We start from the raw sequence: 25938 nt of genomic DNA on the forward strand, positions 1-25938 counted from the left end.
CTCTTGCGCATTTACTTTGCGACGACCCCACGAACCACCCGGTCCAGCCACCCCAACGCATAGTCATAACCCGTCTGACCGCCCACCTTGAACCCACCGGGGATGTCGGTGAAGCCCAACTTGTAATACGACATGTGCCGCGGCCCGAAATCGCCAGCACGCTGCGCCGACGACACCAGCACTGCGTTCTGGGGATCCTCGTAAGCGGCGCGTAGGCCGGTCACATCCAGCACCTGCCCGCACAACGCCGTCACGGTGCTATGCGCCCAGGCCTGGCGGCCCTCGGTGCCGGTTGGGGTGCGGGGGATCACGCCGAGGCGATGCAGCTGCCAACTGAACTGCTCCACGGCATGGACGGTGCGAAACACTTCGAGGGTGAGATCGAGCCAGGCGGTGGTGTCGTCGTCAAGCAATTGCGCCGCCTGATCGCGCAGAGGCTCAAGCGCCTGGAACAACCACGGCCAGGTCACGCCCTCCTTGGCCAACTCCGGCAGTGCGGCGAGCAGCGCGATGGCGGCTTGTTCGGCTGGGGGAGTGGTGCTGGTGCGCGCCGCGTGCTGCCCAAGGGCGGTGGTGGCGGTGGTGGCTTCGATGACGATTTGGGGGATGAGGGTGGCGTCGATAAGTGAGAGGCCCGACTGCTCAAACGCCTCGCGCACCGGCAGCCCCTGCGCGCGTAAGTCGCGGAAGCGGGCGACGCGGATGCCGGTGATGGCGTTGAAAGGGCCGGGTGTGACATCGCGCATGGCCACATCCGCAAGTGTGCGCAGCGGGCTCGTGGGATCGGTCGCGCACGCCATGTCCGCGCCGTTGCACAGGGAGAGCACCTTGCCCTCCAGGCCGGTAAACGGCGTGGTGCGGGTGCCGGCGAGGCCCTCGAACGCGGGGTTGAGGGTCGTGCCACCGGTCTGGACCGTCTCCCCGTTGCGGCCGCGCACGCCCGCAGGTGGTTCGGCGTAGAGGCGCGAAGGTTGCTGCGGCGCCGGGTCACCCAGCGGCGCGCGGGCGGGGTCGGCGAAGAGCAGGACGGCGGCGATGTCATCCGCACCCACACCCCGCACGCGGCCGGCGGCAACCTCCGCCGCTGCATCACCGACCAGGTGGGCGCCCTGGGAGTAGCCGATCAAAATGAACCGGGTGCCGGGGCAATGCCGGGCCACGGTCTCCATCTCCAAGGTGGCCACGTCCCGGCCGTAGCGCACCGACTCCCCATACGTGGCCGCCTCGGTGCCTTCCGGGACGTTGCCCGAGGTACCGAACACGCTGAAGCGGCCCAGCGAGGCCGGGTACTTCACCTGAAACGTGGACACCGTCCGGGCGCCGAAGCGGGTTTGGAGGTCGTCGGCGGGGGAGGAGGTGTCGTCGAAAAGCGACTCGCGCGCGGACGGATGCCACGAATGCGAAAACCCGGACCCCGCCGCCTGAATCACATGCACGGGGTGGCACCGCAACTGCAACGCCTGCGCCTGTGGCACCGCGAGCGGCACAAGCGCGGCGGACAGCAGGATGGCTAGGGGGCGTCTCACACCGTCAACTCGGGGTGCAGGTCCTTGAACGCCATCGTGCGACGCTTCCGCAGCGCGAAACACGTAATGGCGATGGACAGGGCCGCCACGAACAACAGGACCGTAAGCGCAGTCCACAGACGCGGGTCATACGACGGCGCACCGAACAGGGCGTAGCGCACCAAATCCACCGAATAGCGCATCGGATCCCACGTGTGCACCCACTGGATAAACCCAGGCTGCACCTCCGGCGGATACAGGCCGTTCGACGCCACCAACTGCAGCGACATCAATGCCATCGTGGCCAAACGGCCAGGCGCCGGGCCCAACGTGGTGTTCAACGCCATAATCGCGGAGATAAACACCCAAGACACGAACACCAGCACGCCGAACAGCGCCACCGGGTGCTGCGGCTCCACCTTCAGCACACCAACCTGCACCACCCACAGCGCCACAGACTGAGCAGAGCCAATGATCACGGAAGGGATCATCGTGTACAGCATCACGCGGAACGCGCTCACACCCGAGTCGATGGCGCGGCGGCTAAACGGCTTCATGATCATGTAGGTGATCAGCACACCGAACCATTGCGACAGGGCCAGGAAGAACGGGCTCAAACCCTTACCAAAGTAAGTCACGCTGTCGCCCGTGTGCTGCGGGGTCACCGGATCCGCGGCGGCGTGGATCGCCTTGTCCAGGCGTTCGCCTTCCCACTTCGGGGCTTCCTTGGCGCCGTCCGCAAGTTTCATGGAGAGTTCGCCGGTGCCGTCAGAAAGTTTCACCAGGCCGTCGTTCAAATCGCTCAGGCCCACCACCAACTGGTTCGAGCCGGCCGCCAACTTCGAGGTCGCATCCGTCGCCGTATTCGCAGCGACGACCAACTTCGACGTACCGTCCTTCAGCGTCGTAATGCCGGCCAGCAGCGTGCCCGAACCGTCCTGCAGGCGGGCCAGACCCTCCGCAAGAGTGCGGGCACCCGCTACGGCGCTATCCACGCCGCCGCGGTACTGCGCGGTCGGATCAGACAACTGCGTGGCCAACTCGTGCGCGCCAGCCTGCAACTGCATCAACTGGCCAACCAGGTCGTTGCCCGGCACCGCCTGCAGCGGACCAGCGTTCAACTGTGCCTTCACGCCACGGGCTTGCGCGGCCAACTCGTTCGAGCCCGGGATAGGGGAGCGGTCCAGATCCGCGATCACGCGGTCCAGGTTCGCATTGACGTCAGCCAATGCCGCCTGCGCCTGGTTCAACGTGCCAGCAAAGCCGGTGAGCTTATCCACGCCACCGGCGATCTTCGTCGCACCGGCACCCAACTGCTGGGTACCCGCCTGCAACTGATCCAGGCCGTTAGAGAGCTTGGAGGCGCCGCCGGATGCGGTGGTGATGCCGTCATTAAGCTGCGCCGCACCGTCCTGCAACTTGGCCACACCGCCGTCGAGCTTGCCCACCGCACCCGGCATCTGCTGCACCTTGTCATTGAGCTGCTGGATACCGTCGTTGAGCTTCGTGCCGCCGTCGTTGAGCTTCTGCGAGCCGTCCTTGGCCTTATTCGCACCGTCGTCGAGCTTGCCCGCGCCATCCGCGGCGTCCTGCACGCCCTGCGACAACGTATTAATGCCGACGAACAGCTGGTCCACCACCTTCTCACCAACCGAGTTCGACACCGCAACCGCGACCGCCTCACCGGCCTTATCGCCCAACACCGTCGGGATGAAACCGTTCGTCTCATTCAAGGTGATGTTGATCTTCGCCGAATGTGGATCCTCTGACTTCACGCTGGTCACAGCCTCAGAGAAGTTCGTCGGAATCTCCATACCCAGGTAATACGTGCCGTTAGCAATGCCCTCCTTGGCCTCCTCGGCACTGACCAACTGGAAATCCAACGGACGCTGCTCCAACAGCTCGTCAACCACCTGGTCGCCGTTCTCACCCTCATCCGAGTTCACCAACGCAACCGGCAACTTGTACAAATTGCCCAGCGGATCCCAATACGACCACACAAACAAGCCACCGAACAGCAACGGCAGCAACATGATGGCAACAAGGGCAAGCGGTGGGAGCTTGCCGTTCAAAAACTTCCGGAAATCGGTTCCGATATGCAGGCCGCTCATAGCCCCTCCTCATTGACCGTATTCACTAGCACGGGAAGGTGGACCGCGACGCCGCGGAGGTCGCTAAGAAGCAACTTGCGCAACTTCATGTCACGGACCTGATCGATGTCGTCGACAATGAGCAACTTCGCCTCAGGACGCGAAATCAACGCAAGCAACACACGCAGACGGAAACGCTCCAACGGAGAAATGTCGCCGACCTTGGCCAGCAGATCTAGCTCCTCCAACTGCAACGGCTCTAACCACTTCTCCACATGCGGATGCGCCTTGATCGCCTCCGGGCTGCGCGGGGTGCGCTTGAAGAAACTCTGCGACCACGCAATCTGCTCCCGCACCGCATCCCGCACGCGCACCAGGCGATCGATCGAGTCGATCTCCGGTACGCCCGCCAAGGCGACATCGCGGAAGCGGTCGTGGTGGGTGGTGGGTTCGCTATCAAGCAGAATGGTGCCCTCTGCAGGACGGAAGCGACCCGCCAGCGCAAGGCTGAGCAGCGTCGAATCGGACTCGCGCGCCGTGTTGAGCAGGGTCAAACCGCGGCCGATGTCGAACGACTCCGGGTCGTCGCCACTGCGCAGAACAAGGTCCTGTGCAGACAGGATTGCAGACATTCGGTCCCCTAACCGTAGGGTGGACTATCACTTAACTCGTGATATGGTGCTTCCCAATTCAATCACTGTCAAACCGAGAGTGGGGCCCATGCGCGCAGACGCCCGCAAAAAACGCGACCAAATCATCACGGCCGCCCTCCAACAGATCCAAACCCGCCCCAACTCCGAAATCACACTCGAAGGCATCGCCGCCGACGCTGGAGTAGGCATCGCCACCCTCTACCGCCACTTCCCATCGCGCGCATCGCTTTACGACGCCTGCGCCATCGTCTACATCGACGACCTCCAAACCCTCCTCGACGACACCCTCGCCGACTTCCACCGCGACCCCCAAGGCAGCTTCGAACGCTTCGTCTGGGCCATCGTCGACTCCGGCGTCGGCATGCTCGCCACCGCCCTTGCCGCCGAACCCTCCGCTGACGGCCCCCGCATCATCGTCGAACGCCGCGAGACCTTCATGCACAACGTGCAATTGCTTATCGACGAAGCCGTGCCCCACAACATCGTCGCCCCCGGCCAAACCGCGCTGCAGCTCGCCACCGAACTGATCGTGGCCACCCGACCGCTTGCCTCACCCCTGGCCGATCTGCTCCCCGACGTGCGCGATCGCCTCGTCCGCCACCTCATGGCCGGCTGGCGCGCGAACGTATAGGCGTTCGGGAACGGGGCTGGGCCCGGAAGGGACGTGGCGCTAGGCCTCCAGGCGGTGGCGGCCTGCGGAATCGTCGGAATCGTCGGCCGAACGTGCTTCGCGGTCGTCTTCGGTAGTGGTGGAGTAGACCAGCGTGGAGGTCCCGCCAGCGCCAGCACCGCCAGCACGACCGGCGCCGCCCTCGGCGACCGAGACGAGGTCGAGGTCGGCGGGGGAGTCGTCGCGAAGTTCGGCGATTTTGTCCTTGAGGAAGAACTCCCACGCAGCCCATGCGCTACCTGCGGCGACGGCGCTGAGCGTCGACCACTTGATCACGGAGCCGATGGTGCCGAGCACGCTGCGGCCTTCGTCCTTCTTCTCCTTGGCGTGGTCTTTAAGGAAGGCGAGTTGGGCGGCGCGCAGGGGAGCGTCGGCGTCGAAGGCGGCGCGGCGGCGGTCGAGGCGCTCGTGGGCCTTGCGGGTGATTTCACCGGCTTCGGCGCGGGCGGCGCCGTAGAGCTCCTGGAGTTGGTCGCGGTCGAATTTGTCGGTGAGGTCGGAGAGGTCGCCGTCTTTAAGCGTGTCGATGAGGGACTGGTAAATGTCGCGCTCGCGTTTGTCGTTTTGGTCGCGGAAGTACTTCAGGCCTTGGTTTGCGAGGGCGTAGGCCATGCCGATGGTCCTGAGGTTCATGGGTGCTCCTTTGTTCGATTGGTTCGGTGTCTAGCGTAGCGAAGCCCCCGCAGAACGGCTCCGTACCAAGCGTTACGCAAAAATGAACCAAGCGGTTCAGTTTGCGGTATTTACATTCACGAAAACCAGCCGCATGACCTGCGTAAACGAGCAAAATAGACAACCTTGATTGTGACGCGGAAACGGGCAACATAAGTTTCAAGTCACCGTTTAACCACGGTGCAACAAGTCCCGATGACAGCCAGCCGAGAGAAAGGTCCGCCATGTTCGAAGCCTCCCCTTCGACCCGGCTTTCCGCCTCGGCACCCATCGACCGCGAGGGCGCTCCGGTGATCCGCCGCCCCCGCCCGAAGCGCCAGCGCACTGCGTTGAGTTTTGAGATCATTCCGCCGCGCCCCTCCGACAGCGTGGCCAAGATGGACGAACTCATTGCCGGCCTGGCCGCCTACAACCCGGATTACGTCTCCGTGACCAGCTCGCGTCGCAGCGAGTGGCTCGAAGGCACTGCCGCGGTGATCTCCCGGATTGCGGAAACCACCGACCTGCGCCCGATCGCACACCTGGCCTGCACGGCGGGTACGCGCGAGGAGCTCACCGAGTGGATCCGCACGCTTATCGACGCCGGCGTGCGCGGCTTCCTCGCACTCCGCGGCGACCTGCCCGAAACGGGCATGCCGGAGCACTACCTGCAGTACGCCACCGACCTGCTCAACCTCATCGAGGAAGTGCAGGAAGAGGAGGCGTTTCGCCTCGCCGCCGGCAAGCTCGCGCTGTCGGTTGCGTGCTACCCGAAGGGGCACGAGGAGTCGCGAAATTTCGACCATGACCTGGATGTGCTGCTGACTAAGCAGCGCCTGGGTGCCGATTTCGCGATTACACAGCTCTTCTTCGAGGCGCAGGATTACCTGGACTTTGTCGAGGTAGCACGCCTGGCTGGTGTGCGTATCCCGTTGATTCCGGGGATTATGCCGATGACTTCCCTGAAGCGTGTGCGCCGGATGGGTGAGTTGTCGGGGTTGGAGGTGCCTGAGGTCGTCGAGAAGCAATTGCTCGAAGCTGACGACGAATACGAAACCGGCATGCAACTCACCGCCAAGCTTGCGCGGGAGATTTTGGACGCCGGCACCGGCGGACTCCACGTGTACACCCACAACAACCTGGCCGTCACGCGGGGCTTCTTGGACCGCATCGGCATCCAATAGATAAAGGACAAACCATGACCACCTTCCCCAAGGCAACCATCGAGGGTTACCCGCGCATCGGCGCGAACCGCGAGCTGAAGCACGCGCTTGAGAGCTACTGGGCAGGGCGTATCGACGCCGACACGTTCCGCTCCACCGCCCGCGCCCTCCGCGTGAACAACTACAACCATCTGCGCGACCTCGGCCTCACCGAGGATTACGCCATCCCCGCCGACGTCGCCCTCTACGACCAGGTGCTCGAGACCGCCCTGACCGTGGGCCTCGTGGCTGGCGGGGTGGATCTGGACGAGGAGTTCGCGCTCGCCCGCGGCAACGCCACCCGCGTGCCGCTGGAGATGACCAAGTGGTTCGACACCAACTACCACTACCTCGTGCCGGAGATCGAGGCTGGTCAGGAGATTAAGGCCGTGCCGGAGCGCATCCTGCGCATCGTCGAGGAAGCCGCCGAGGCCGGCCACAAGGTTCGCCCGTTCCTCGTCGGTCCGGTCACCCTCATTGCGCTGTCCAAGCCTGCCGAGTGGTCGCTGCTGCCAGCGCTTGTCGACGCCTACGCTGAGGTATTTAGGGCCCTCAAGGATGCCGGCGTGGAGTGGATCCAGATCGCCGAACCGGCCGTGGTCGCAGACCTGTCCACCCCGGACGCCGAGATTGCCAAGTACCTGCGTGAGGCATGGTCTGATCTGCTCGGCCGCGAGGACCGCCCGAACGTCTACCTGACCACCCCGTACGGCTCCGCCCGCGAGGCACTGCCGGTCCTCGGCGAACTCGGCGTAGAAGCGCTGCACGTCGACCTTGCCCCGTGGACCCTCGACGCCGACGCCGGCTACCCGGAGCGCATCCGCACCACCATCCCGGAGACCACCCACCTCGTCGCCGGCATCATCGACGGCCGCAACGTCTGGGCCGCCAACCTGCGCGAACGCACCGAGGTCCTCGAGTCCCTCGGCCGCCCGGTATCCGTCTCCACCTCCACCTCGCTGCAGCACGTGCCGCACACCCTCAAGGCCGAGCGCAACCTGCCGGTCGAGGTCGCACCGTGGCTGTCGTTTGCTGACGAGAAGCTCGCCGAGATCCAGGCGCTCGTCGCCGGCCCGGAGGCCGCAGCCGAGGCGTTCGCCCAGTCCGACCGCGCTGTGCGCACCCGTGCAGAATCGACGACGATTCACAACCAGGCGGTTGTGGACCGCGTCGCAAAGCTGCCGGAAGGCGAAGTCAAGCGCGAGCCGGCCTTCGAAGAGCGCATCAAGGTCCAGCGCGAAGAACTGAAGCTGCCCACCCTGCCAATCACCACGATCGGCTCCTTCCCGCAGACCCAGGAAATCCGCAAGGCCCGCGCCGACCACCGCGAAGGCACCCTTTCCGACGCCGACTACAAGGAAGCCCTCAAGGCCGAAATCAAGCAGGTCATCGAACTGCAAGAAGAGATCGGTCTCGACGTCCTCGTCCACGGCGAAGCCGAGCGCAACGACATGGTCCAGTACTTCGCCGAACTCCTCGACGGCTTCGTCGTCACGGAAAACGGCTGGGTCCAGTCCTACGGCTCCCGCTGCACCCGTCCGCCAATCGTCGTCGGCGACGTCTCCCGCCCCAACGCCCTGTCCGTCGACTGGTCCGCATACGCCCAGTCCCTCTCCGACAAGCCGGTCAAGGGCATGCTCACCGGCCCGGTGACCATCCTGGCCTGGTCCTTCAAGCGCGACGACGTGCCGCTGTCCGTCTCCGCTGACCAGATCGGCGTCGCCCTTGCCGACGAAGTCGCCGACCTCGAGGAAGCCGGCATCAACGTCATCCAGATCGACGAGCCGGCCCTGCGCGAACTGCTGCCACTTCGTGCCGACGACCGCGCCTCCTACCTCGACTGGGCCGTCCGCGCCTTCCGCCTCGTGTCCTTGAACGCGAAGCCGTCGACCCAGATCCACACCCACCTCTGCTACTCGGAGTTCGGCCAGATCATCGACGCCGTCGCCGGCCTCGACGCCGACGTCACCTCCATCGAGGCAGCCCGCTCCAAGATGGAACTGCTGGAAGATATCGACGAGACCTTCCACTCCGAAATCGGCCCCGGCGTGTGGGACATCCACTCCCCGCGCGTGCCGTCCACCGAGGAAATCGCAGGCCTGCTGCGTGCCGCGCTCGAGAATGTGCCGACCGAGCGCCTCTGGGTCAACCCGGACTGCGGCCTGAAGACCCGCGGCTACGCCGAAGTCGACCCGTCCCTGCGTAACCTGGTCGCCGCCCGCGACGAGGTCGTCGCCGGCCTGTAGGTTCCGGTCGCGCCGGGGCGTGCTCTGCCGCGCCGGTGCGCCGGTGCCCCGGTGCGCCGGTGCCCCGGTGCCCCCGCCCCCGCCCCCGCTTCGAGTTTCCAGCGAACTAGTTGTAGCGAACCGCCCGAAAACCGCGATTCGCTGGGTGTAGTTCGCTGGTTTCTTTCGTTTCAGGGGTGCGGCGCGGCGCGCTTTACGGGAATCGGGATTGGCGTTGCCTTGGACGTTGCCGGGTCGCGGCGACTTGCGGCTCACCACGCTTGTCTGCCCGTGCTTTCGCCTCCCGTATCCGGCGGACGCATTCCTCCGGATTCCGGAGTATCTCCCGTGTGAAAAATCGGATGACCTCGTATCCCTGCTCACGAATCCAAGTTTCGCGCTTGAGTTGAGAGAGGACGGCATCGTGAGGCTTGTTCTCGAACTTATCGAGGCCATCGATCTCAATAACGAGGTTTCCCCAGATCAGGTCGACTCGGAAATCTGGTCCGATCCACAGTTGCATCTCCACCTCAATACCGTTTTCGTGGAGAATCACACGCAGGAGGGTCTCGTACGGTGACTCTGACCAAGGAGACGCAAGTTCGAGTGCCCGCCGTGCGTTCGCAATCCCTCGTTTTCCCTTGAGACGGGCAATTTTGGCTTGGATGGTCTCCCATCGTCTCCGCTTTTCTTGGAGGGTGCCGAAGCTTAGAAGCCAGTCCATCGCGACCGCGCCCTGACGCACGCCGTGAAACCGCGCGATGTCGATCGCGGTGCGCTCTGGGCTTGTCACCTGTATTTTTCGGTCCGCACCGATGCAGTCGGTCCGGTGGATGCAGTAGACGTCCGATTCAGGGATCCGCATGTGACGGTAACGCAGACCGTCGGGCCAGTCTTTCGTGGATGGTGGCGTACCGTGCGTTTGGGCGAGCTCGATGACTTCCTTGCCGTCCGGGATGGTCCACATGTTCAGTAGGCGGGCGGCCGAGCGACTCACCAACACCGAGCGATGGGCCGATGAACCTGCTGCGTAGCAGCGTAAGTACTCGCGCTCGTACGGCCGCAGCGCGTTCCACGCTTCGAGGCGCACGTATCGACGCGATGCAACTTTTACGCATGCTTCCGCCTCGGCGACCGCCTGGCCGACGAGCAATTGCGTCAACTTTTCCCCAACCATATGACCCCCCGGTTTATGATGCTGGATTAAAAGTATCCGCTGGGGAGCCGATGCACAAGAGCAACGTGCTAGCCGAGGCCTCCGATCGAGTTTCCAGCGAACCAGTCCCAGCGAATCGGCAATTTTCGACGATTCGCTGGGACTGGTTCGCTGGGTTTGCGATCAAAGTCCTGGACCGCCCTGGACCGCCCAGGACAGCCCAGGACACCAAGACAGCCCAGGACGCTCAACCGCCGACCCGGCGAACGCCCTCGGACGATTCCGCGTAGTCTGGTCGGCATGACTCAGAAGACACAAACGATGACGTTGCACACGAACCACGGCGATATCGTGATTGACCTGTTTGGCAACCACGCGCCGAAGACGGTTGAGGTAATCACTGGCCTGGCGACGGGCGAGCAGGAGTACGCCACCAAGAACGCCCAGGGCACGACCGAGGGCCCGTTCTACGACGGTGCGATTTTCCACCGCATCATTCCGGGGTTCATGATCCAGGGCGGCGACCCGACCGGCACCGGCACGGGCGGCCCGGGTTTCCAGTTCGCGGATGAGTTCCATCCGGAGCTGCAGTTTGATCGTCCGTATCTGCTGGCTATGGCGAATGCGGGCCCGGGCACGAACGGTTCCCAGTTCTTCATCACCGTGGACGCTACCCCGTGGTTGAACAACCGCCACACCATTTTCGGTGAGGTCACGGATGAGGCGTCGAAGAAGGTTGTCGACGAGATCGCGAACGTCAAGACCGGCCGCATGGACCGTCCGGTTGAGGATGTTGTGATCAACTCGGTCGAGGTCAAGTAACACGTCTCGATCAGCCCCTGCCAGTTGGCGGGGGCTTTTTCGTGCCCAAAGTACGCTGAGGGCCATGTTCCCCAATGCCATGAAGAACACGTTGAAGAATGCTCCGGCCACCTCCGTTATTGCTGCGTTGTGCACGTTGGTGTTTGTGGTGACGGCGGTGCAGTCGAGAAGTGTGATGGACGTGATTTGGGATTCGCCGGTGGGGGAGCAGATGATTCTGTTTGGCCCGTTGGTGTACGACTGGGGCTATTTGCGCACGTTGAGCGCGGGTTTTCTGCACCTGGACATTACGCATCTTGCGTTGAACATGTTCATGTTGGTGTTCATTGGCGCGGAGGTGGAGCGCTTTGTGGGGTCGGGTCCGTTTGTGGTGGCGTATTGCGCGGGGGTGCTGTGGTCGTCGATTAGCGTGCTTGCGTTTAATTTCACAACGCCGACGGCGGGTGCGTCGGGGGCGTTGTACATGCTGATGGCGGTGCTCATCGCAGTTGCTTATCGACGATCAACTGACCTGCGCGCCCCACTCACCCTGGTGGCGGTGAACGTGGTGTATTCGCTGATGTCGCCGACGGTGTCGTTGTGGGGGCATCTCGGGGGTCTGGTCGCGGGTGCGGTGATGGGGTGGTGGCTGACCTCGCCGAATGTGCGCACGCGGTGGGTGGCGGCGTGTTCGGCGTTGGTGGCTGCGGTGCCGGTGGTGTGGGTGTTGACGTTGCCGTCGACGATCCCTGTGTACTAACCGGAGTTATCCACAAACGTTATCCACAATGTGGAGAACTACACGCGTGTTGTTCCTCGAACGACACGTCGAACAGTGAAAATGACACGCCGAAATTACCTGGTGTTTTCGAATAATCCCCAGCACATCCACGGTGCCTGTGGAGTTGTGCACAGAGTTATCCACAGGTGTGGATAGTTAGTGTTCGAATAACGGGAGAGCAATGTCGCTGCCGTTGGTTAGGATCAAAGCCAATAGGAAGAAGGTGATTCTCATGAAGCTGAAAGTGCGCCGCTTTACCAATGCAGAGCTGCGAGCACGCCAACGCGATTTGCGCGCGAAGTTAACTGAATCGTTGGGGACGGCGGTGCCATCTGATGACGTGCTGAAGGAGCTTGCCTGGTCAGGCGGGTTCACCTACGAGCAGCGAGACATCTACGACGAGTTGCGCAGGGTGGAGTCACTTCTCGGGGAGCGTTAAGCGTGGAGAAAGAGGCTGTAGAGTTCCTGCAGCAGGCGCTCGACTTGGCGCTTGATGTATTGCCAGTCGCGTCCATTCGCGACGTTCGGTGCAACGCCGAATCCAATACGGATGAAGATCGCGTTGTCGGTAGTTTTCAACTGCCACTTGTTTACGGATCTGGACAGTCTGACCAGGGGATTTCGAGATCTGATTACAGTGCGATCTATCAGGTTTTTATCGAATATGAGCTCGCGATCGGTTCAGGCGAACAGTATCTGGCCGTCGATCGAAGCAAGTTCGAGATCCGCGTCCGCACTTCACCTGGTATCAGATTCGAGTATGAACGCGGATATACCTCTGCCCCCACGGCGCACATTCACTCTTCGGGGATCTCCGGGTTGTTAAGTGTTGCCCTTATGGCGAACTTCGAGGGGACAAAGGCGAAGGACAAACGCAGAGGTGATCTGCAAGCCCTGCATTTTCCCGTAGGGGGGAGACGTTTCCGTCCTTCCTTGGAGGACTTCCTGTATTTCGTTATCCGCGAATGTGGCTTCCGGGGAAGGCCAGGCTGGGAGGGTAGGCTGCTGCAGTCTCGGGAAGAATGGCTGGATAAGCAGCTCCGCGCTGCGGTCCGGGATCATCCTGCGGAAGCGGCGGAGGCGCTTCGAGAACTTGGTTACAACGTGGAGCCACCTTCTGGTGGCGACGTAGAGAAGCGTAGAAAACGTACTTGGTAGCCACCGTCGAGGCTGCTTACGAATGTTTCGGCAACCGGTTCATGCGGAAGTACCTACCCTGGGAGGGGTACATGTCAACAACAGTGAAGTAAGGAGCAAGTCGTGACTGACAAGAGCAAGGCGGAGGAGATCGTCGCTAAGGGCGAGCGTCCTGCGGGCAAGGGCCGTACCACTGAGTTGAGTGGTCAGCCGGTTGCGTCGGAGAACATTTCGGTGACGCAGGGTCGTCAGGGGGCGAATGTGCTTAACGACGTCCACCTGATCGAGAAGTTAGCCCACTTCAACAGGGAAAACGTCCCGGAGCGTATTCCGCACGCGAAGGGTCATGGCGCGTTTGGCGAGCTGCACATCACGGAGGACGTGTCGCAGTACACGAAGGCGAAGCTGTTCCAGCCCGGCACCGTCACGCCGATGGCGGCGCGTTTTTCCACGGTTGCGGGCGAGGCTGGCTCGCCGGATACCTGGCGTGACGTGCACGGTTTCGCGCTGCGTTTTTACACGGAGGACGGCAACTACGACATTGTGGGTAACAACACCCCGACGTTCTTCCTGCGCGACGGCATGAAGTTCCCGGATTTTATTCACTCGCAGAAGCGCCAGCCGAACTCGGGCTTGCGTGACGACGAGATGCAGTGGGACTTCTGGACCCGCACCCCGGAGTCCGCACACCAGGTGACCTACCTCCTGGGCGACCGCGGCACCCCGAAGACGTCGCGCCACCAGGATGGTTTCGGCTCCCACACCTTCCAGTGGATCAACGAAAAAGGCACGCCGGTGTGGGTGAAGTACCACTTCAAGACTCGTCAGGGTTGGGAGTGCTTCACCGACGAGGAGGCCACGGAGAAGGCCGGTACCGATCCGGATTTCCAGCGTGCGGACCTGTTCAACGCGATTGCAGAGGGCGACTACCCGATCTGGGACGTCAAGGTGCAGATCATGCCGTTCGAGGAGGCGAAGGATTACCGCTTTAACCCCTTCGACCTGACCAAGACCTGGTCGCAGAAGGATTACCCGCTGATCCCGGTCGGCTACTTTGTGCTGAACCGCAACCCGAAGAACTTCCACGCACAGATCGAGCAGCTCGCGCTTGATCCGGCGAACCTGGTGCCGGGTGTGGGTCTGTCGCCGGACCGTATGCTGCAGGCGCGTGTGTTTGCCTACTCGGATCAGCAGCGTTACCGCATCGGTACGAACTACAAGGACCTGCCGGTCAACCGCCCGATCAACGAGGTGAACACCTACGCGGAGCGTGGTTCCATGGCGTACTTCTTCAACGAGGAGAATGAGCCGAACTACTCGCCGAACCGCACCGACAAGGGCGCCGGCTACTTGGACAACGGCGAGGATTCCTCCTCCAACTTCACCGATTACGGCCAGGCGGAGAACCTCTACGTCAACCCGGATCCGGAGGGTACTGACCTTGTGCGTGCTGCGTACGTCAAGCACGCGGAGGACGACGACTTCGGCCAGGCTGGCACGCTCTACCGCGACGTGTTCGACGACGGGGAGAAGGAGCGCTTCGTTCACAACATCACCAACAAGATGATGGCGATTAAGAACAAGGACGTCGAGGAGCGCGTTTACGAGTACTGGGGCAAGGTCGATGCTGACCTTGAGACCAGGGTTCGTGAGTCGCTGGCGAAGAAGCGTGCGGCACAGAACAACTAGCGCAAGGTAAAGACCGTTGAGTCAACAGACTCAACGGTCTTTTTCAGCTTCGCGGTTTTAGAAGGGTTTAGAAGGTACCGCGGACCTGGCGACCGAAGTCAGAGGTGGTTGCGTCGAGGGAGGACACCTTCTGGTCGTTGTACAGGGAGGTGTCGCCTGCGAGGCGGCCGGTCTGGGTGACGGTCAGGGTGTTGTGGAGACGGCCTTCCTTGGTGTTGCCGTCGCCGAAGGAGAAGCTGGCGAGCAGCATGTCGTCGCCAGCGTTGACCGGGTTGGACAGGGTGACCTCGAAGACGCGGACGTTGCGGTCGAAGTCGTAGCCAAGGTCACGGACGTGGGAGCCGTTGTAGCGAGTGGTGGTGATGAGACGGTCGACGCCCTCCGGGCCGGCGAAGGTGCCGACCTCAACGCGGAAGGTGACGGCCGGGAACTCGCCCCAGTAGCGCTTGTCGCCAACGTTCTTCACGCGCAGCGCGACGGAGCCTGCGAAGCCGGAAGCCTTCCAGGTGGAGGTGGTGAAGTGCGGCTGCAGGTCGAGCTCGCGCACAGCGTTCTCTTCTGCTTCGATGACCTCTTCAACCTCACCGGTGTTGGTCTCTTCGACCTCGTTGATGATGTTGGTGCCCTCGTCGGTGATGTCGTTGTTGGTGACGTCTGCTGCCTTGTCGTCCTCAACCTTGTCAATGTCATCGAGGTTCGCGCCGGTCTCGATCTTCTTGACATCCTCGTTGTACGCCGGGTTCGGGTTATCCACCGGGGTGGTCACCTGTGCGCCCTTATTCGGTGCCCAGGAGCCGGCCGGGGTGGCGTAGTTCTTCACACGCACCTCGTTCTTAACCGGCATGTTGGCGATCCAGGCGGTCGGGGTTGCCCAGGTGCCGTTCGGGCGGCAGCGCTGCTGGGTACCGGTCATGGTGACGGTGCGGAAGCCGTAGGTGGCCTCGCCGGTGTTGCCTGCCGGCACCTCGTACGGGCCGATTTGCTGGCCGACGGACCAGCTCAGCGAGCCGGAGACGTCCCAGCCGAGGGACTTGGCCAGGGAGTAGCCGATGTTGCCCTGCAGGCCGTCCTTGGAGCCAGAGCCACCGAGCGTGATCGTCTCGGTCTTAGAACCGTTGACGGACGCGGAGATGGACTGGGTACGGGACAGGTCCTGGGACAGCGGGATGGCCTTGTCGGACAGGTTGGTGGTGGAGATGGTGCCCACCGGCAGGAAGTTGTCCTTCACCTTGTACACGACGGTGCGGTAGTCCTCGGTGGAGTTGCAGACCGGACGTGGGTTGAGGACGTTGGCCTTCAGGTGGTCAGAACCACGGTAGGTGTGGATGATCGGCAGAGCATCGTTGGTTGCCGGAGTCTCCGGATAGGACTCTTCAAGGGTTTGAGCGGTTGCGGTGACTGCGGAGCCGGCGATGGCGACGGCTGCGAGTGCTGCAACGGCGGAACGGATTGCGCGCACGGGCGGTCCTTTCTCGGTGACTTTTCCTTTGAAAACGTTGAGGTGAGATTTAACTCTCACTGATAAAGTGATAATCGAGTGCACAGGTTTGTGCAGAAAACTGTTGTAGAATTCACCGAATCCGGGGGTAAACGAAACAAACGGGGCGCCGCGGAAACACTCCGCGACGCCCCGTTTGAACAGGGAAAACCGGTTTAGCGCCAACCCATGGTCATCAGCAGACCGATGATCATGCCGGTAAAGCCGATGGCGTAGTTCCACGGGCCGAGTTCGGCGAGGAACTGAATTTGGTCACCGGCGAGGTAGTACAGGATCAGCCACGCCAGACCGAGGATCATGAGGCCGAACATGATGACCTTGTACCACACTGGGGTGCCACCGGTGTTGACCTTGACAGGGGTACGGGACACGCCGGTGGAGGTGCTGCTGACCGGGCGGACCGGGTCCTTGGTTACTTTCGCTTTAGGCATCGTTGTCTCCGTTGCTTTCTGGGGTTACAGGCCGAGCCTGCGTTCCATGTTGCGTACCGCGTTTGCCGCGTTCTGGGGTGAAACTGTATCAGCCTCACCTGCAGCTGCGTTATTTTGCGGCAGCAAGGCGCCGGCGTCGAACTTCCACAGGTTGTAGTTGATGGCCTGGTCTTTGCGGATCAGGTCGCCGGCGGGGATTTCTTGGTGGCCGATCTGCCCGGCGTCGACAAGCGCGCCGGTGGGCACGGTGGGCCCGGCGACCATGCGGCCGCTCCAGCCGGCGTCGCGCAGCACGCGCTCAGCGTCCGACGGCTCGAGGTGCGTGATCTTCGGCATCTTCATCAGCATGCCGTTGGAAATGCGCAGCTCAATGGTGGTGCCGGTGGGCACGTCGGTGTTTTCACCGGCGACGGCGAGCACTTCACCCTCGGGACGCTCGGAGTCCACCTTGGTCACAGTGGCGCGCAGTTGCAGCGACGACAGGGTCGCGGTGGCTTGCTCCACGTTCAGCCCCACCAGCGACGGCACCTGGATCATGTCGGGGCCGGAGGAGACGGTGATCGCGATGCGCGAGCCCTTGGCAATCTGGGTACCGCCAGCGGGTTGCTGGCCCAGGATGATGCCTTCTTCGATGTTGTCGCTGGATTCGCGGCGCACGTTCGGGTTGAGCTCGAGGCCCGCCTTCTCCAGCTCCTCGATCGCTTCGTCCGTGGTCAGGTTGGTCACGTCTGGCACGTCTGTCATCTCCTTGCCGGAGGAAACGGTCAGTTTCACCACCGCACCCTGCTTCAGTTCGGAGCCTGCTGCTGGATTGGTTGCGATGACGTCGCCGCGTTTGATGTCCGGGCTCGGCTCGTCCATGACGGAGACCTGGAAGCCAAGGCGTTCGAGTTCCTGGACGGCTTCGTTGCGCGGCTTGCCGGTCAGATCGGGGATCTGCACCATCTTTTCCTGCGTGATGGCGGGTTTGTTGCCCTCGGAGAAGTAGTCGTACGCAAACCAGGACACTGCGCCGACGAGCACCAGGCTCAGCAGCGCCGCGATCCACTTCAGCGTGTTCGAGGAGGTCTTCTCGTTGGCGGCGCGGTGGTCGGCGTAGCGGGTGTGCTGTGCGGCCTCTGGAGCCATTGCTTCTCTGCGACGCGGAGCCGGCCCACTGACCGCACCCTCAACCACAACCGTGTTGTCCACAGCGTGCGCGCCCGCGTCGTGCTCGGCGGCGGACAGGTGATTACGCGCAGCGGTGGTGACGTTGCCGTGCTCAAGGAGCTGCAGGTCTTCGCCCATTTCGGTGGCGGTCTGGTAGCGATCCGCCGGGTGTTTTGCCATCGCGGTGAGGATGACGGAATCCACGTTGACGGCCTCGTTGTCCGTCAGCGGGTTCGGGATCCGCTCGGACGGCGGCACCGGGTCCTCCTGCACGTGCTGGTAGGCGACGGCGAAGGGGGATTCGCCCTCAAACGGCGGCACACCGGTGACGGTTTCGTACATGACGCAGCCGAGTGCGTAAATGTCGCTGCGTGCGTCGGCCGGTTTGCCGCGGGCCTGCTCGGGGGAGAGGTACTGAGCGGTGCCGATCACCGCGGAGGTTTGCGTCATGGCGGAGGTGGAATCGTCCAACGCGCGCGCGATGCCGAAGTCCATCACCTTCACCGAGCCGGTGTTGGTGACCATGATGTTGGCGGGTTTGATGTCGCGGTGGATGATGCCAGCGTCGTGGCTGGCCTGCAGCGCGCGGGTGACCGGCAGCAGCAGCTTCGCCGCACGCTCGGGCGTAAGCGGACCTTCGTTGCGCACGATGTCGCGCAGGTTCATGCCGTTGACGCGCTCCATGACGATGTAGGGCACGTCCACACCGGAGGTTTCCACCGACCCGGTGTCGTAGACCGCCACGATGTTCTCGTGGTTCAGCCGCGCCGAGTTTTGGGCTTCGCGGCGGAAGCGCTCGCGGAAGTTCTCGTCGCGCGCCATGTCGATCTTCAGCATCTTCACGGCGACGTCACGCCCAAGCGCGACGTCAGTGGCGGCATATACGTCTGACATGCCGCCGGTGCCGATGATGTTGCCGAGTTCATATCGGTCCGCGATCAGCATTTACCTGCCACCTCCGAACAAGTTTTCAAGGTCTGGCAATTCTATCCCAGGCGCCGGCGCATTCGTCTCCTGCGTCGGGGCTGGTGCCACGCTGGTTGCCGGTGCCGACGTGGGGGCTTGCTCTGCCGAGGTCGGCACGGTTGTTTCGGGTGCCTCGTCGTCCGGTGCAGGTTCGTGCTGCTCAGGTGGCTCGACGAAGCTCACGGTGCCGGGCGCGTGCGTCTCGGTGACCGTGGTGCGCTCGTGGTGCGTGGTGGTAGCCACGGTTTCCGTCTCGGGCTCCTCTTCCTCCACTGCGGTTTGGGTGGCCACGGTCGGAGTCGTGGTCGGGGTGGAGCCGCCGGTGAAACGGTCGAACACGCCTGCGGTGTACGCCCAAGCTGCGATCACACCGACAAGCGCGAGCCCGAGCAGCGTAGCGACGACCGGACCAGCCGCCGATTTCTTCTGCGGCGCCGGCGCAGCCGGGGTGGGTTGTGGTGCCGGGTCGGCGGGTCGTCGAGAAGCAACGGCTCGCGCTGCGGACGGCGGGTACGCGCCGGCGGGACGGGCAGTGCGTTCGCTGGCAACGTTGGCCAACATCTGAGTCGACGCGGTGGCGGACGGCTCCATGGCCACCACCTGCGTGTTCCCACCAGGCTGGGCGGGACGCAGGCCTTGGCGGACCTGGGCGATGGCGAGCTGGAACTCGTTGCCGTCACGGAAGCGCTGACCGGGGGTCTTGCGCAGGGCGATCTCGATGAGTTCACGCGCCGGGGCAGACACCGAAATCGGCAGCGCAGGCGGCTCGGCGGAGACGTGGGCGAGCGCCACCGACACCGAAGAATCGCCGGTGAACGGGCGCTTGCCGGAGAGCATCTCGTAGCCCACCACACCCAGCGAATACACGTCGGAGGCAGACGTCACCTTCATGCCCTGAGCCTGCTCCGGGGAGACGTACTGGGCAGTACCCACCACCATGCCGGTACGCGTCAGCGGCACCGCGGCTGCCGCCTTGGCAATGCCGAAGTCCGTGATCTTGATCTGCCCGTTCTGGGTGATCATCAGGTTGCCCGGCTTAATGTCGCGGTGCACCAGACCCATGCGGTGAATCACCGCCAAACCGTGCGCGGCCTGCTCAAGCACATCCAGCGCGACCGCCTCATCCAACTGGCCCTCGCGGGCGATGAGGTCCGCCAGCGACTCGCCGCGGATGTACTCCATGATGATGAAGCAGACGGTGAACCCGCCCTCGGTCTCCACCTCGCGGTAGTCGTAGGTGGCCACCACGTTGTCGGAGTTGATGCCCTGGGCGGACTGCGCCTCGTTGCGGAAGCGGGTGAGAAATTCCTCGTTGGAGGAAAACTCCGGGCGCAGCACCTTGATGGCCACTTCGCGCTCGTGGTGGATGTCGTCGGCGAGCCATACGGTGGACATGCCGCCGTGGCCGATGATCCACTGCAGCTCGTAGTTCGACCCGATAAGTTTCTGCAGGTCCTCGCGGCTTTCGGTGTTCATCACTTGTCTCCTTCCACGGGTGCAGGTGCTGGTGCAGCGCGCAGTACGGCGCGGCCAATCGGTCCGGAGACCTGGCCGCCGGTCGCGGCTTCGCCCAAGTTGCCGCCATTCTTGACGACGACCGCCACCGCCACGTCCTTCTGCGGATCAAACGCCACGTACCACACGTGCGGGGCGGCGCCCTCGGCGTGCTCGGCGGTACCGGTCTTCGAGGCGAAGCCGTTGCCGTCGTAGCCAAACGTCCAGCGCTCAGACCCGTACATCAAGTCCGTGATCGTTGCGGCTTCCTCTTCCGTTACGGCCTCGCCGAGCGACTTCGGCTTTGTTTCACGTAAAACCTTGCCGTTCGCGTCGCGCACCTGGGCGACCACGTACGGGTTCATGCGCTGGCCCTTGTTCGCCACCGCCGCCGTCATCACCGCAGCCTGCAGCGCCGTCATGGTGACGTCGCGCTGGCCGATCGCGGACTGGCCAAGCTCCGCCGCGCCGGGCAGGTCACCCAGGGAACCTGCCGCGTTGGGCAGGCCGAGGTCGTATTGTTGGCCGACGCCGAAACGGGCGGCGGCGTCGCGAAGCGCATCGGGCCCAAGGTTGAGCGCCATCTGCACGAACGCGGTGTTGCACGACAAGCCGAACGCGGTGCGCAGCGGCACCTGGCCGCCGCCCGCGCAGGCTTGGCCACCGTAGTTGGTCAGCGGCAGGTTGTCGGTGCCCGGCAGGATGATTTGCGCGTCGCCGGTCAGCGGCGACTCTGGCGTGTAACCGTTGCGCAGGCCAGCGGCAGTCGTGATGATCTTGAAGATCGATCCCGGAGGCAGCTGCTCCTGCGTTGCGTGGTTGAGCAGCGGGCGGCCCGGGTCGTTGTTCACCCGCGTCCACGTGTCGCCGGCGGTGGCTGGGTTGGCGATCTCGTTCGGGTCGTAGCTCGGCGTCGACGCCATGGCCAGCACCTCGCCCGTCGACGGCCGCAGCGCCACCACAGCACCGTTGTAACCAGGCTGTGCAAGCTGGTCGAACGCGAGCGCCTGCAGGTTCGGGTCGATGGTGAGCTCGACATCGTCGCCCTTCTTCGAATCCTCGAGCCCGGTGCGCAGGAAGCGTGACGACGACCCACCTTCACCCGTGAGCTCCCCATTGAGGCCCGCCTCAAGCTGGGCGGTGCCGTACTGGTCGGACACGTAGCCGACCACCGGGGCGAAGGACCACGGCATGTTCGGGTAGGTGCGCTGGAAGTAGCCGGTCTGTTCGTTCTTGAACGACTCTGCAAGCGTCAGATCCCCGGCCTTGATGTTGCCGCGGTTGATCTGCTTGAGCTCCATCACCGTGCGGGAATTGCGCGGGTCCTGGGCATATTCGTCTTCACGCATGGTTTGGATGATGGTGAAGTTCACAAGCAGCGCGGTAATCAGCAGCAGGGAGACGACGGCGCCGTAACGGATCGACTTGTTCATCGGGCACCCACCACCTGGCGTCGCTGCGTGCTTTCGTCGTACTCCGCCGGGCGGTTCGCGCTGCTAGAGATGCGCAGCAGCAGGCCGAGCAGGATGTAGTTCGCCATCACCGACGAACCACCGGCAGACATAAACGGCGTGGTCAGGCCTGTCATCGGCATCATGGAAGACACACCACCGGCGACGACGAAGATCTGGATCGCAATCGTCAGCGCAAGGCCCGCAGCCAGCAGTTTGCCGTAGGAGTCGCGTACCTGCATCGCCGTGCGGAATCCGCGGGTGATGAAGATGGCGAACAGACACAGCACGGCAGCGATACCGACCAGGCCGAGCTCTTCGCCGATCGCGGCGAGGATGTAGTCGGAGTGCGCCACCGGCACGAGTTCTGGGTGGCCGTAGCCCAAACCGGTGCCGGTCATACCGCCCCAGCTCAGGCCGATCAGGGCGTTGGCGGGCTGGTTGCCAATGCCTTCAAAGTCTGCGAACGGGTCGATGAAGTTGGCCACGCGCTCCTGAATCTTCCCGCTCACCTGGTACACCGCGTAGCCACCGACGGCCACGAGGGCCAGGCCGATGGCCAGCCAGGAGATGCGGTCGGTGGCGAAGTACACCATGCCCAGCACGGTGGCGAACAGGAGCAGCGCCGGGCCGAAGTCGTTGGATGCCGCCATGATCAAAATGGCAATCGCCCACACCATCAGAATCGGCGCGAGGTCGCGCACACGCGGGAACGTCAACCCCAGGAACCTGCGACCCGCCACCGTAAACAGGGCGCGTTTCTGCGCCAACAGTTGAGCGAAGAAGATCAGCAGCAGGATCTTGGAAAACTCACCCGGCTGGATAGAAAACGGACCAAGCCACAGCCAGATGCGGGCATCCGCGTGGCCTTCCGGCTGCGGCCACACCAGTGGCAGCGCCAGGAAAATTAGGCCAACCAGGCCTAGCAGGTACGAGTACCGCGACAGCGCTTGGTGCTCGCGCACGACGAGCAGGGTGAGCACCATCAGCCCCACGCCGACAAGCGACCACATCATCTGCCGCTCTGCCAAAGGCCCGTATCCAGGGCGTTCGGCGAGGTCAAGCCGGTAAATCACCACTAGTCCGATCGCATTGAGCAGCGCCACCATCGGCAGCAATACCTGATCCGCGTGTGGCGCAAGAAACGCCAGCGACAGGTGCGCGATCGCGTACACACCGATGAACCCGCCCACGAGGTACAGCATTTCGGTGGACAGGGTGTGCCCCTGGCTGGTCTCCAGCCCGAACAGCATGAGCAGCAGCAGGCCGGTGGCGAACAGGAGCAGCAGCAGTTCGCGGCTACGTGCAGTCAGCCTGCTCATTGAACCTCCCGGCACTTGTTGTCCTCGGGCTTTTGCTTATCCACACAACCCGGCAAGGCATCATCCGCCAAGTCCTTCAACCGGCCAAGCACTTCGTCGTACGTGCCGGTAAAGCCCTCGTCGACAATTGCTTCGCGCTCTTCCTGCGGCAGGTCATCGACGCTAAACAGGTGGCAGTCCTCCGGCGTAGAGTTCGCCGAAATCACACGCAGATCGCCGTCCTTGCCCAGGCAGGCGTGCTGTATGCGCTCGACCTTCTCTGCGGCGAATGGGTTGCTGCGCGAGGTGTGCTCCACGACGAACTGCCTGTCGTCGTTTACTGTCAGCGCGTACTCGTCCACAATGCGGGACTTCGACCACACCGCACCGCCAACAACCAGCGCCAACAGCAGTACAAGCGTGGCGACGACCCACGGCCACACCGAGCTCGGCTGCTTAGCCTTCGCGGTTGCTGAGTGGGACTCCTCGTCGGAGTCGGTGGAATCCGACTCCTGCGTCTTCGCCCGGTTGTGGTCCGGGGTGATCGTCTCCGACTTGCGCAGCAGCGCCGCGGCCCGGCTCGCGGAGGAATCTGGGTGTGTCTGTTCCACAGCCGGCACCAACGCGCCGGCCTTCACTGCGGCGGGTGTTTCGGGGACGTCCGCGTCGTCGTCAACCTCGACGACCTCGGCCACCACTACGGTGACGTTGTCCGGACCACCGGAACGCAACGCCAACTCAATCAGGCGCTGCGCTGCCATCTCAGGCGTGCCGTCGCCGAGCGCGATCTCGATCGTCTCGCGCGTCACCGGATCCGACAACCCGTCGGAGCACAACAACACGCGGTCGCCCGGCTTGACCTCGACGAGCTCCAGGTGGGGCTCGACCTCGCGGCCCGTGTACGCCTTGAGAATCAGGGATTTCTGCGGGTGGCTGGACACGTCCTCGGCGGCGAGCTTGCCTTCGTCGACAAGCGACTGCACGAATGTGTCATCCACCGTGAGCTGCGTAAGTTTTCCGTCGCGCAGCAAATAGCCGCGCGAATCACCCACGTGAATCAGACCGAACTGCTGGCCATTGAACATCAACGCCGTCAGCGTCGTACCCATGCCAGCCTGCTCCGGGTGAGTCCCCACAGACTCCGCGATGGACGCATTCGCGTCCTCTGCCGCCGCACCCAACAACGCCAACATGTCGGCATCTTTCGGGTCGCGGTCGAGGTGCTCCATGTGCTCCACCATCAACTGGGAAGCAACCTCACCAGCAGCGTGGCCGCCCATGCCATCCGCAAGCACCAACAAGTGCGGACCCGCATACGCCGAGTCCTCATTATTAGTCCTGACCAGGCCGCGATCGGACGCGGCGACGAAATCTAGCGCGAGCTTCACGGCATTAGCCTCACAATCGTGCGTCCCATCTTCATATCCATGCCCACGGTCACCCGCTCAGGCTGATCAATTCGCACCCCATTGACAAAGGTGCCGTTGCGCGAATCCAAGTCCTCCACAAACCAGTCACTGCCACGCCGGAACAGGCGCGCATGGCGTGACGACGCATAATCGTCACCCAGCTGGAAGTCATTGTCACCAGCCCTACCAACAGTGAACTCCTCCAAGCTGGCAATCTCCATGTGGGAGCCTTGCAACGGGCCCGCAACAACCGCAAGAGTGCGCGCCTTTTCCCTCGGCGCAGGCGAAGAAGCCACCGCTTGACGACGAACCGCCCCACCCGCCGAGACAACATCCTTACGCTGCGTCCACATCACCAGCAGGATGAAGACCCACAACAGCGCCAACAAACCAAAACGCGCGCTGAGGATAATTGTGGAATCCATCTCAAACCTTCCGGTGCTTTACGGCTGGAAATATTCAGTACTCGGGTGCGACACCGAATCCGTGAAGTCCGGCTCATTCGCATTCATCGGCACCTCATCCTGGCCGCCAACAATACGAACCTCGATGTTGGAATGGCCCAGCGTAATCACGTCGCCATCCGCCAGCATCCAGTTATCCACCGGCTCATCATTGACCGTCGTGCCGTTCGTGGACTGCAAATCCACCAACACCGCAACCTGGCCATCCCAGGTGATCTCCGCGTGCTGACGCGACACACCCGTATCCGGCAGACGGAAATCAGAATCATTCGAACGGCCCAAAATGTTGGACCCCTCGTGCACCAAGTACGTACGCGAAGAGCCATCCTGCAGCAGCAGGCTCACCGTGGCATTCTGCCCAGTTGACTCGCCAGTATTCGGTTCGGACATTGCATCCTCCTTACTCTCCGAGCCCAAGGCACGGGCACGCTTCTTCGGTTCCGCCACAATGGCGTCGAATCCACTCACCACATCCGGCATCGTGTCGATATACGACGACACACGGAGCTGGCCCGTCCTCAAACCCGACTCCTCGGCAATACGCACAACAACTGGCCCATCCAAGAACCACTGCTTGTTGCGTACGTACCGCATGAGCTGATCGGCAAGGTCCGCAGGAAGGTCACGATTCTTGGACAAGTTTTCCAAGTCCTTCGAAGACACACCCACGGCGTACACATTCGGGGCGACATACTCGTCCCGATCCGTGACCACCAGCGAGTCCTGTGCCTCCTGCTTGACCAGCACCTCAATCTCCTCCGGCACAACCTTGCCGCCAAACAGCGCAGCCATAGAGTTATCCAAGCCGCGCTGCAGAGAACTATCGAGCTTTGCCAGCTTGTCCATTACCGCCACTTCCCACGCACCTCCTTTCTTCACATGCAAATTTAAGTAACTCGGACAGTATAGGTGCCCACCCCGACACGACCTATCTGAAAACGCAGTGCGCGTGTCTAAAACATAGTGTGGGCTGGCGGTTTGTAATTTCCATACGGCTCGTTCTATATTTATCAAGTCGCCCGCCCGGGTGGCGGAATTGGCAGACGCGCTGGCTTCAGGTGCCAGTGTTCGCAAGAACGTGGGGGTTCAAGTCCCCCCCCGGGCACAAACCAAGTCCCGACACATACTCCCCGGAGTGTGGGTCGGGGCTTTTGCTGTTTTGACCCCTGAAGGTGGTAGGAAATTTGGGTTAAGCGACAAAATGTGTGTCTGCTA

General features: G+C 62.9%; 22 protein-coding genes and 1 tRNA gene. 9 read left to right on the forward strand and 14 right to left on the reverse strand.

The genetic code is table 11. The features are described from left to right. Nucleotides 1-11: 11 nt before the first annotated feature. The 3 genes from HMPREF3171_RS04865 to HMPREF3171_RS04875 are packed head-to-tail and all read right to left on the reverse strand — an operon-like array spanning nt 12 to nt 4227. Nucleotides 12-1526, reverse strand: a complete 1515-nt coding sequence (locus HMPREF3171_RS04865; RefSeq protein WP_070483342.1) for a cutinase family protein — start codon at nt 1524-1526, stop codon at nt 12-14. Next, complete coding sequence (locus tag HMPREF3171_RS04870) at nt 1523-3616, reverse strand: YhgE/Pip domain-containing protein (protein ID WP_070483344.1); 2094 nt, start codon at nt 3614-3616, stop codon at nt 1523-1525. The genes HMPREF3171_RS04865 and HMPREF3171_RS04870 overlap by 4 nt, the downstream gene beginning before the upstream one ends. Then, on the reverse strand, nt 3613-4227 hold the full coding sequence (locus HMPREF3171_RS04875) for an ATP-binding cassette domain-containing protein (protein ID WP_070483346.1): 615 nt from the start codon (nt 4225-4227) through the stop codon (nt 3613-3615). The genes HMPREF3171_RS04870 and HMPREF3171_RS04875 overlap by 4 nt, the downstream gene beginning before the upstream one ends. An 88-nt stretch (nt 4228-4315) precedes the next feature. Here HMPREF3171_RS04875 and HMPREF3171_RS04880 point away from each other — a divergent pair, with 88 nt between their 5' ends. Beyond that, complete coding sequence (locus tag HMPREF3171_RS04880) at nt 4316-4879, forward strand: TetR/AcrR family transcriptional regulator (protein ID WP_070483348.1); 564 nt, start codon at nt 4316-4318, stop codon at nt 4877-4879. Between the two features lie 39 nt (nt 4880-4918). Here HMPREF3171_RS04880 and HMPREF3171_RS04885 read toward each other — a convergent pair whose 3' ends face one another. After that, on the reverse strand, nt 4919-5551 hold the full coding sequence (locus tag HMPREF3171_RS04885) for a hypothetical protein (protein ID WP_070483350.1): 633 nt from the start codon (nt 5549-5551) through the stop codon (nt 4919-4921). 263 nt (nt 5552-5814) lie between these two features. Here HMPREF3171_RS04885 and HMPREF3171_RS04890 point away from each other — a divergent pair, with 263 nt between their 5' ends. Both HMPREF3171_RS04890 and metE read left to right on the forward strand, forming a co-directional pair. Then, nucleotides 5815-6753, forward strand: coding sequence for a methylenetetrahydrofolate reductase (locus HMPREF3171_RS04890; protein ID WP_070483352.1), 939 nt, complete (start codon nt 5815-5817; stop codon nt 6751-6753). 14 nt (nt 6754-6767) lie between these two features. Further along, complete coding sequence (gene metE, locus HMPREF3171_RS04895) at nt 6768-9017, forward strand: 5-methyltetrahydropteroyltriglutamate--homocysteine S-methyltransferase (RefSeq protein WP_070483354.1); 2250 nt, start codon at nt 6768-6770, stop codon at nt 9015-9017. 193 nt (nt 9018-9210) lie between these two features. On the opposite strand, the gene HMPREF3171_RS04900 is transcribed toward metE, so the two are convergent. Continuing rightward, on the reverse strand, nt 9211-10173 hold the full coding sequence (locus tag HMPREF3171_RS04900) for an endonuclease domain-containing protein (RefSeq protein ID WP_070421944.1): 963 nt from the start codon (nt 10171-10173) through the stop codon (nt 9211-9213). Between the two features lie 279 nt (nt 10174-10452). Between HMPREF3171_RS04900 and HMPREF3171_RS04905 the strand changes: the two genes are divergently transcribed. The 5 genes from HMPREF3171_RS04905 (at nt 10453) to HMPREF3171_RS04925 (ending at nt 14560) form a co-directional block, all read left to right on the forward strand. Continuing rightward, nucleotides 10453-10974 (forward strand): peptidylprolyl isomerase, encoded by a 522-nt coding sequence (locus HMPREF3171_RS04905; RefSeq protein ID WP_070483356.1) that lies wholly within the window; start codon nt 10453-10455, stop codon nt 10972-10974. 64 nt (nt 10975-11038) lie between these two features. Then, complete coding sequence (locus HMPREF3171_RS04910) at nt 11039-11713, forward strand: rhomboid family intramembrane serine protease (protein WP_141743355.1); 675 nt, start codon at nt 11039-11041, stop codon at nt 11711-11713. Nucleotides 11714-11966: 253 nt separating this feature from the next. Further along, entirely contained in the window at nt 11967-12173 is a 207-nt protein-coding gene (locus tag HMPREF3171_RS04915; RefSeq protein ID WP_141743356.1) for a hypothetical protein, read from the forward strand. A 2-nt stretch (nt 12174-12175) separates the two neighbouring features. Continuing rightward, complete coding sequence (locus HMPREF3171_RS04920; RefSeq protein ID WP_070483359.1) at nt 12176-12892, forward strand: hypothetical protein; 717 nt, start codon at nt 12176-12178, stop codon at nt 12890-12892. Between the two features lie 102 nt (nt 12893-12994). Further along, complete coding sequence (locus HMPREF3171_RS04925) at nt 12995-14560, forward strand: catalase (RefSeq protein ID WP_070483361.1); 1566 nt, start codon at nt 12995-12997, stop codon at nt 14558-14560. 67 nt (nt 14561-14627) lie between these two features. On the opposite strand, the gene HMPREF3171_RS04930 is transcribed toward HMPREF3171_RS04925, so the two are convergent. The 9 genes from HMPREF3171_RS04930 to HMPREF3171_RS04970 all read right to left on the reverse strand — a co-directional run bounded on the left by HMPREF3171_RS04930 (nt 14628) and on the right by HMPREF3171_RS04970 (nt 25578). After that, nucleotides 14628-16019: a hypothetical protein gene (locus HMPREF3171_RS04930; protein ID WP_070483363.1), complete on the reverse strand. Its 1392-nt coding sequence runs from the start codon at nt 16017-16019 to the stop codon at nt 14628-14630. 194 nt (nt 16020-16213) lie between these two features. Further along, entirely contained in the window at nt 16214-16489 is a 276-nt protein-coding gene (gene crgA, locus HMPREF3171_RS04935; protein ID WP_070483365.1) for a cell division protein CrgA, read from the reverse strand. A 24-nt stretch (nt 16490-16513) separates the two neighbouring features. Continuing rightward, complete coding sequence (gene pknB / locus HMPREF3171_RS04940) at nt 16514-18583, reverse strand: Stk1 family PASTA domain-containing Ser/Thr kinase (protein WP_070483367.1); 2070 nt, start codon at nt 18581-18583, stop codon at nt 16514-16516. Then, entirely contained in the window at nt 18584-20080 is a 1497-nt protein-coding gene (locus HMPREF3171_RS04945; RefSeq protein WP_070483369.1) for a serine/threonine-protein kinase, read from the reverse strand. Continuing rightward, nucleotides 20080-21531: a penicillin-binding transpeptidase domain-containing protein gene (locus HMPREF3171_RS04950; protein ID WP_070483371.1), complete on the reverse strand. Its 1452-nt coding sequence runs from the start codon at nt 21529-21531 to the stop codon at nt 20080-20082. The genes HMPREF3171_RS04945 and HMPREF3171_RS04950 overlap by 1 nt, the downstream gene beginning before the upstream one ends. Further along, on the reverse strand, nt 21528-22871 hold the full coding sequence (locus HMPREF3171_RS04955; protein ID WP_070449915.1) for an FtsW/RodA/SpoVE family cell cycle protein: 1344 nt from the start codon (nt 22869-22871) through the stop codon (nt 21528-21530). Before HMPREF3171_RS04955 ends, HMPREF3171_RS04950 begins: the two co-directional genes overlap by 4 nt. Further along, the gene (locus HMPREF3171_RS04960; RefSeq protein ID WP_070483373.1) at nt 22868-24238 is read right to left on the reverse strand and encodes a PP2C family protein-serine/threonine phosphatase; all 1371 of its coding nucleotides are present in this window, start codon (nt 24236-24238) and stop codon (nt 22868-22870) included. The genes HMPREF3171_RS04955 and HMPREF3171_RS04960 overlap by 4 nt, the downstream gene beginning before the upstream one ends. Continuing rightward, on the reverse strand, nt 24235-24684 hold the full coding sequence (locus HMPREF3171_RS04965) for an FHA domain-containing protein FhaB/FipA (RefSeq protein ID WP_070421956.1): 450 nt from the start codon (nt 24682-24684) through the stop codon (nt 24235-24237). The genes HMPREF3171_RS04960 and HMPREF3171_RS04965 overlap by 4 nt, the downstream gene beginning before the upstream one ends. An 18-nt stretch (nt 24685-24702) precedes the next feature. Further along, nucleotides 24703-25578: a DUF3662 and FHA domain-containing protein gene (locus HMPREF3171_RS04970; RefSeq protein ID WP_070483376.1), complete on the reverse strand. Its 876-nt coding sequence runs from the start codon at nt 25576-25578 to the stop codon at nt 24703-24705. A 166-nt stretch (nt 25579-25744) separates the two neighbouring features. On the opposite strand from HMPREF3171_RS04970, the gene HMPREF3171_RS04975 reads away from it, so the two are divergent. Continuing rightward, nucleotides 25745-25828: transfer RNA gene (locus tag HMPREF3171_RS04975), tRNA-Leu, on the forward strand. Nucleotides 25829-25938 lie beyond the last annotated feature (110 nt).

Source organism: Corynebacterium sp. HMSC08F01, assembly GCF_001807545.1.
GTDB classification, from domain to species: domain Bacteria; phylum Actinomycetota; class Actinomycetes; order Mycobacteriales; family Mycobacteriaceae; genus Corynebacterium; species Corynebacterium coyleae.

What these genes read in the sequence shown, in the direction of transcription:
- HMPREF3171_RS04870 (WP_070483344.1), bottom strand. Translation starts at nt 3,616, where the DNA reads ATGAGCGGCCTGCATATCGGAACCGATTTCCGGAAGTTTTTGAACGGC.
- HMPREF3171_RS04875 (WP_070483346.1), bottom strand. Translation starts at nt 4,227, where the DNA reads ATGTCTGCAATCCTGTCTGCACAGGACCTTGTTCTGCGCAGTGGCGAC.
- HMPREF3171_RS04880 (WP_070483348.1), top strand. Translation starts at nt 4,316, where the DNA reads ATGCGCGCAGACGCCCGCAAAAAACGCGACCAAATCATCACGGCCGCC.
- HMPREF3171_RS04885 (WP_070483350.1), bottom strand. Translation starts at nt 5,551, where the DNA reads ATGAACCTCAGGACCATCGGCATGGCCTACGCCCTCGCAAACCAAGGC.
- HMPREF3171_RS04890 (WP_070483352.1), top strand. Translation starts at nt 5,815, where the DNA reads ATGTTCGAAGCCTCCCCTTCGACCCGGCTTTCCGCCTCGGCACCCATC.
- metE (WP_070483354.1), top strand. Translation starts at nt 6,768, where the DNA reads ATGACCACCTTCCCCAAGGCAACCATCGAGGGTTACCCGCGCATCGGC.
- HMPREF3171_RS04900 (WP_070421944.1), bottom strand. Translation starts at nt 10,173, where the DNA reads ATGGTTGGGGAAAAGTTGACGCAATTGCTCGTCGGCCAGGCGGTCGCC.
- HMPREF3171_RS04905 (WP_070483356.1), top strand. Translation starts at nt 10,453, where the DNA reads ATGACTCAGAAGACACAAACGATGACGTTGCACACGAACCACGGCGAT.
- HMPREF3171_RS04910 (WP_141743355.1), top strand. Translation starts at nt 11,039, where the DNA reads ATGTTCCCCAATGCCATGAAGAACACGTTGAAGAATGCTCCGGCCACC.
- HMPREF3171_RS04915 (WP_141743356.1), top strand. Translation starts at nt 11,967, where the DNA reads ATGAAGCTGAAAGTGCGCCGCTTTACCAATGCAGAGCTGCGAGCACGC.
- crgA (WP_070483365.1), bottom strand. Translation starts at nt 16,489, where the DNA reads ATGCCTAAAGCGAAAGTAACCAAGGACCCGGTCCGCCCGGTCAGCAGC.
- pknB (WP_070483367.1), bottom strand. Translation starts at nt 18,583, where the DNA reads ATGCTGATCGCGGACCGATATGAACTCGGCAACATCATCGGCACCGGC.
- HMPREF3171_RS04945 (WP_070483369.1), bottom strand. Translation starts at nt 20,080, where the DNA reads ATGAACACCGAAAGCCGCGAGGACCTGCAGAAACTTATCGGGTCGAAC.
- HMPREF3171_RS04950 (WP_070483371.1), bottom strand. Translation starts at nt 21,531, where the DNA reads ATGAACAAGTCGATCCGTTACGGCGCCGTCGTCTCCCTGCTGCTGATT.
- HMPREF3171_RS04955 (WP_070449915.1), bottom strand. Translation starts at nt 22,871, where the DNA reads ATGAGCAGGCTGACTGCACGTAGCCGCGAACTGCTGCTGCTCCTGTTC.
- HMPREF3171_RS04965 (WP_070421956.1), bottom strand. Translation starts at nt 24,684, where the DNA reads ATGGATTCCACAATTATCCTCAGCGCGCGTTTTGGTTTGTTGGCGCTG.